Annotated in this window: 6 protein-coding genes and 1 pseudogene; 5 read left to right on the top strand and 2 right to left on the bottom strand. The window is 61.3% G+C overall.

Annotation, left to right across the window (positions count from 1 at the left end):
* Positions 1–666: polysaccharide deacetylase family protein (locus HLUSI_RS0107040; RefSeq protein WP_016833312.1), on the bottom strand; the 666-nt coding region annotated here is incomplete at its 3' end.
* A 154-nt stretch (positions 667–820) separates the two neighbouring features.
* Here HLUSI_RS0107040 and uraH point away from each other — a divergent pair.
* Positions 821–1,174, top strand: coding sequence for a hydroxyisourate hydrolase (gene uraH / locus HLUSI_RS0107045; protein ID WP_016833313.1), 354 nt, complete (start codon positions 821–823; stop codon positions 1,172–1,174).
* Positions 1,175–1,262: 88 nt separating this feature from the next.
* Here uraH and HLUSI_RS0107050 read toward each other — a convergent pair whose 3' ends face one another.
* On the bottom strand, positions 1,263–1,823 hold the full coding sequence (locus tag HLUSI_RS0107050) for a gamma carbonic anhydrase family protein (RefSeq protein ID WP_016833314.1): 561 nt from the start codon (positions 1,821–1,823) through the stop codon (positions 1,263–1,265).
* A 359-nt stretch (positions 1,824–2,182) separates the two neighbouring features.
* On the opposite strand from HLUSI_RS0107050, the gene HLUSI_RS0107055 reads away from it, so the two are divergent.
* From HLUSI_RS0107055 to HLUSI_RS27385, 4 genes and pseudogenes are all read left to right on the top strand, one after another.
* Positions 2,183–2,908 (top strand): DUF4198 domain-containing protein, encoded by a 726-nt coding sequence (locus tag HLUSI_RS0107055; RefSeq protein WP_016833315.1) that lies wholly within the window; start codon positions 2,183–2,185, stop codon positions 2,906–2,908.
* Positions 2,909–3,126: 218 nt separating this feature from the next.
* Positions 3,127–3,534: a DUF2946 domain-containing protein gene (locus tag HLUSI_RS0107060; RefSeq protein WP_016833316.1), complete on the top strand. Its 408-nt coding sequence runs from the start codon at positions 3,127–3,129 to the stop codon at positions 3,532–3,534.
* 102 nt (positions 3,535–3,636) lie between these two features.
* Positions 3,637–4,884: a TonB-dependent receptor plug domain-containing protein gene (locus HLUSI_RS27380; protein ID WP_330987142.1), complete on the top strand. Its 1,248-nt coding sequence runs from the start codon at positions 3,637–3,639 to the stop codon at positions 4,882–4,884.
* 105 nt (positions 4,885–4,989) lie between these two features.
* Positions 4,990–5,511, top strand: a pseudogene (locus HLUSI_RS27385) (TonB-dependent receptor plug domain-containing protein); the annotation flags it as partial.

Below are 5,511 nucleotides of genomic sequence, written 5' to 3' on the forward strand. Positions count from 1 at the left end.
CATGTCGTTGCTGTCGAGCGTATAGGGCACGATCAGCTGCGGCTGTAGTGAGGTGCGGTCGCCGAGCTTGACGTTTTCCCAATAGGGCAGGTCGTCGGCGTAGCTGTCGGCGTCGTAGGCGATGCCGCCGTGTTCGGCCACCAGGCGGCGCGTGTTGGGCGAGTCGCGGCCGGTATACCAGCCCAGCGGCGCGTTGTTGGTAATGTCCTTGATGATCGCGATCGCTTCGGCGATGTGGCGGCGCTCGGTGGCTTCGTCGATGTTCTGGTAGCTGATCCAGCGCAGCCCGTGGCAGGCGATTTCGTGGCCGAGCTCGAGGAACGCGGCGGTGGCTTCCGGATTGCGCTGCAGCGCACGCGCCACGCCGAACACGGTCAGCGGCAGCTTGCGGTCTTCGAATAGACGCAACAGGCGCCAGAGGCCGGCGCGCGAGCCGTATTCGTAGAGCGATTCCATGCTCATGTGGCGCGCTGCAAAGCTTTGTGCGCCGATGATTTCAGACAAAAAAGTTTCCGAGCCGGCGTCGCCGTCGAGCACGTTGTTCTCCGCACCTTCTTCGTAGTTCAGCACGAACTGCAGCGCGATGCGCGCGCCGCCGGGCCAGCGCGCATGCGGAGGTGTGCGGCCGTAACCGGCCAGGTCGCGGGGATAAGTGGGATCTGTCATGTCTCCTGCCTTGGAATCGTTTTTTGCATCTTCGCCGAATTATGTCTTCAGAATTGATTGCAGATATAACGGCGAACGTATATGGACCTGATCTCTGCGGTATATCATTTGCCACTGAAATGATCTACAAAATTTGTCAACGAGAGGAAACACAATGGGAAAACTGAGCACCCACGTCCTGGACGTCACCCAGGGCAAGCCGGGCGCCGGCGTCAAGGTGGCCTTGTTTGCGGTCCGCGGCAACGAGAAGGTCCTGCTGAAAAACACCGTCACCAACAGCGACGGCCGCTGTGATGCACCGTTGCTGCAAGGCGACGAATTGTTGGCCGGACGTTATGAACTGGTGTTCGGCGCCGGCGACTATTTTGCCGGACAGGGCGTGCAATTGCCGGCGCCGCGTTTCGTCGATGAAGTGGTGCTGGCGTTCGGCATCGCCGATCCGGCGCAAAATTACCACGTGCCGCTGGTGGTGTCGCCATGGTCGTATTCGACCTATCGCGGCAGCTGAACGCGCCACGCCGTTTTGCGGACGTAAAAAAATCCGGCCTCTCCATCAAGGAGGGCCGGATTTTTCATGGGAGATCGGAACAATCCGATCAGAACTCGTTCTGCAATTTCTTGTAACCCTGCACCAATTCATTGTTGGTGCGCGCCACGTCTTCCGAAAATTCCGACGCCTGCGCCGACACGCGCGGTAAAGCGTCGAGATCGGTCTGCGGGCCGATGCGCAGTGTCGACGGCACGTAGAAGCCGGGCGGCAGATGGCAACCATCCACCACGGCGTTGTAACGCACCACGCAACCATCCCCGATCACACAGTTGAACAGGACGCTGTTGAAACCGATGAAGGCGTCATGGCCGACGGTGCAAGGACCGTGCACGATGGCGCGATGGGCGATCGAAGTGCGTTCGCCAATGGTCACGGCGCCGCCGGACTTGGAGTGGATCACCACGCCGTCCTGGATGTTGGAATGAGCGCCGATGACGATGGCGTCCATCTCGCCTTTCTCGTTGACTTCATCGGCGCGGATGACCGCGTAGGGACCGATGAAAACATTCTCGTGCACGATGACCTTGCCGCACAGGATGGCGGTCTGGTCGACATAAGCGGATTCGTGGACTTGCGGCATATCGCCGGAGGGATTGCGACGAAGCATGGGACTTTCTCCTGGAACCGGACCTGATGACTTGGTCCTGAATTGAACTGGGGCTACCTGTACGGGATAAAAGCACAAGGTTTTGCCGGTGAAGAGCGGCGCTCATTGTAGGGGGCTTTTCGGATTCAGGGTTTTGTCAGCTTCTGCTATAATGATAATCATTCTCGATAATTAAAATAACCGAGCCGAAAGCCAGGTTGGCGCCATACAGCGCTTCGCAGGATCTCCCGTTTGTTCATCATCTCCGGCATGGCTTTGTTCAATGCTCGTTGCTCATCATTTGATGCGCGCCGGGCCGGAAGGAGAGAGTTTGTCGTTTTGCATCATAAAAACACCTATCCCCTGAAAGGAAGCACTACATGAAACTGAAACGTCTCGTCATTCCCGCCTTGCTGTCCACCTTGCTGCTGGCCGCCTCTGCCCAGGCTCACCACGTCTGGTTGCAGCAGGACGCCAAGTCCGCCCACCTGTACTTCGGCGAGTTCGGCGAAAACCTGCGCGAAACTTCGCCGGGCCTGCTCGACCGCTTCGTGCAACCGAGCGCCGTGCTGCTGGGCGCCAACGGCGACAAGACGCTGGACGTGAACAAGGGCAAGAACGCCTACGCACTGTCGGCGGCGCGCGCCGGCAAGGGCGAGTCCATCGTTGCTGAAGAAGCGCACTATCCCATCATCGAGCGCAAGACCGGCGAAACCGTGGCGCGCACCCTGTGGACTCCGGCCGCGCGCCTGGTCACCAGCTTCGCCGAACAGGCGCCGCGCCTGACGCTGGACATCGTGACTACCGGCAAGCCGGGCGAGTTCAAGCTGGTCTACAAGGGCCAGCCGCTGGCCAAGACCAAGATCACCATCGTCACCTCGGCAGGCTGGGGCAAGGAAGGCCACACCAATGAACAAGGTCTGGTGAACTTCGATCTGCCATGGCAAGGCACCTATGTCGTTGAAGCGCACCACATCGACAAGACTGCCGGCGAACGCGACGGCAAGCCTTACGACGTCGCCAGCTTCGTCACCAGCCTGACCGTGGCGCAGACCAAGGGCATCAAGGCGCTGCCGACGCCACCGGCCGCAACGCCGAACAAGTAATCCGGACGGTTCATTCCTGCAAGCATCCCGTCTTGCAGGGGTGCGACAATTTGTCGCAGCTGCCTTCATCCTGTCTTGCCGTGGCGGCCTGCATCGTTTGCAGGCCGCCGCCGGCAAGCCTTTCCAGCCACCCGATCCCTTCTTCGTACCCACTTATCCCGGCCTGAACACCAGTTCCGGCGCTGCATTGCCGCGCATGTGCATGCTACATTCGCAAGATGGGGAAGCAGACATCGGGCCGTTCGAGCCCATCCATCCGCAACACAATCACCGCGTGGGCCGCCATTTTGGCAGTGCTGCTGATGGTGCTCGCCCCGACGTTTTCCGCGGCGTCGCAAGCGTGGTCGCAGGAGCGCGGCGGCTCGTTCTGGATGGAAATCTGCAGCGCCTTCGGCGACAAGGCCGCCAACGACGCTGACCGCGACGCCGGTAAAAACGCCGTTTCCTCCTCGCATTGTCCGTATTGCCTGATGCATGCCGACGCCGTCGCGCCGCCACGGCAACCGATGCCGGCCGAAACCGTGTTCACCATTTCGCATTTCCTGCCGCGCCTGTTCTATCGTGCGCCGCAGCCGCTGTTTGCATGGACCGTTGCGCTGTCGCGTGCGCCGCCGGCTGTTGCCTGAATGTCGTGGCAACCGTTGAGGGTGTGACGGTTGCCTTCCCTGTTCAGTCAACTTGCGCAAGCGTGGATCTCATCTGCGCCTGCGCCGCCGGTCCGGATCAACATGAAAATTACCAAGCCATTTCCATTTCCTTTGCGGCCTTTGTTGCTGGCGATGATCGCCGCATGGAGCCCGCTCACCGAGGCGCAGTCTCAATCTGAATCTCAACCTGAGAGCATCGCCGCCTTGCCCGAAGTCGTCGTCAAGGAATCGCGTTCGGTCAGCGAAAAGAACCATCTGCCGACCACTACCGAAAGCATCACCGCCGCCAAGGCGGCCGACACCGTCAACGCGATGAACGTCGAAGACACGCTCAAGTATCTTCCCAACGTGCTGGTGCGCAAGCGCTACATCGGTGACACGCAGGCGCCCATGTCCACGCGCACCACCGGCATCAACGCCGGCGCGCGCAGCCTGATCTACGCCGACGGCATGCTGCTGTCGGCGCTCATCAACAACAACAACGGCAACGGTTCGCCGCGCTGGTTCATGGTCGCGCCGGAAGAAGTCGAGCGCATCGACGTGCTGTACGGTCCGTTCGCCGCGCAGTATCCTGGTAATTCCTACGGCGCCGTGACCGAGATCACCACGCGCATGCCCGATCACTTCGAAGCCAGCGTCAAGGCGAATACGGCGTTCCAGGATTTCAGCCAGTACGGCACCAGCAACACTTACCGCGCGCAGGAGTTCAGCGCTACGCTGGGCAATCGCAGCGGCGACCTGTCGTGGTGGTTCAGCGCGAATCACCTGGACAGCTACAGCCAGCCGGTGAGTTATGTGACCGCCGCCGGCGGCTACGCCGCGCAAGACCGCACCGGCAAGAAGATCTTCGTGCTCGGCGCCAACGGCCTCACGCATACCGTGCAAGACAATGCCAAGCTCAAGCTGGCCTATGATTTTTCGCCGACGCTGACTGCCGCCTATACCTTGGGTTACTGGCAGAACCGGGCCGATTCGCATGGACAGTCGTACCTCCGCAACGCCGCAGGCGCAACGGTTTATCCCAGCGGACTGGTCAGCAACAACACCGAACAGGAGCAGTGGATGCAAAGCCTTTCGGTTCGCAGCAAGACCCAAGGCGTGTTCGACTGGGAAGCCGTTGCCGGCAACTTCTCCATGTCCAAGGATCTGACGCGTGCATCGACAGGTCTTTATCCCGCTGCGCAAAACGGCGGCAATACGCCGGCGGCACCGGCTGGAACACGCTCGACCTCAAGGGCGTCTGGCGTCCCGACGGCGTCAAGGGCGCGCACATCGTCAGCTTCGGCGCCCACTACGATCAATACAAGCTGGTCAGCCCGACTTACCTGACCAGCAACTGGGTTTCCGGCAGTAACGGCGCCTTGTCGACCGACTCGCGCGGCAAGACCGAGACGTCCGCCGTCTGGCACCGGCTGGAACACGCTCGACCTCAAGGGCGTCTGGCGTCCCGACGGCGTCAAGGGCGCGCACATCGTCAGCTTCGGCGCCCACTACGATCAATACAAGCTGGTCAGCCCGACTTACCTGACCAGCAACTGGGTTTCCGGCAGTAACGGCGCCTTGTCGACCGACTCGCGCGGCAAGACCGAGACGTCCGCCGTCTGGGCGCAGGATGCCTGGCGCCTGGCGCAGGACTGGAAGGCGACATTGGGCGGGCGCTATGAATGGTGGCGCGCATTCGGCGGCTACAACTATGCGGTCGCCAGCGGCGGCATCAACCAGCCGGAAGTGCGCAACTCGGGCTTCTCGCCCAAATTGTCGGTGGCATGGACGCCCGGCGAGCAATGGCAGGTCACCGGTTCGTTCGGCAAGGCCTTGCGCTTTCCGACCGTGGGCGAGCTCTACCAGAACGTGCAGGGCAGCGACGGCATCTTTCGCCAGCCCAATCCCAACCTGAAACCGGAACGCGTGCTGTCGAGCGAACTGGCGATCGAGCGCGCGCGCGCGCGCGCGCCC

Source organism: Herbaspirillum lusitanum P6-12, from assembly GCF_000256565.1.
Classification (GTDB): domain Bacteria; phylum Pseudomonadota; class Gammaproteobacteria; order Burkholderiales; family Burkholderiaceae_D; genus Herbaspirillum; species Herbaspirillum lusitanum.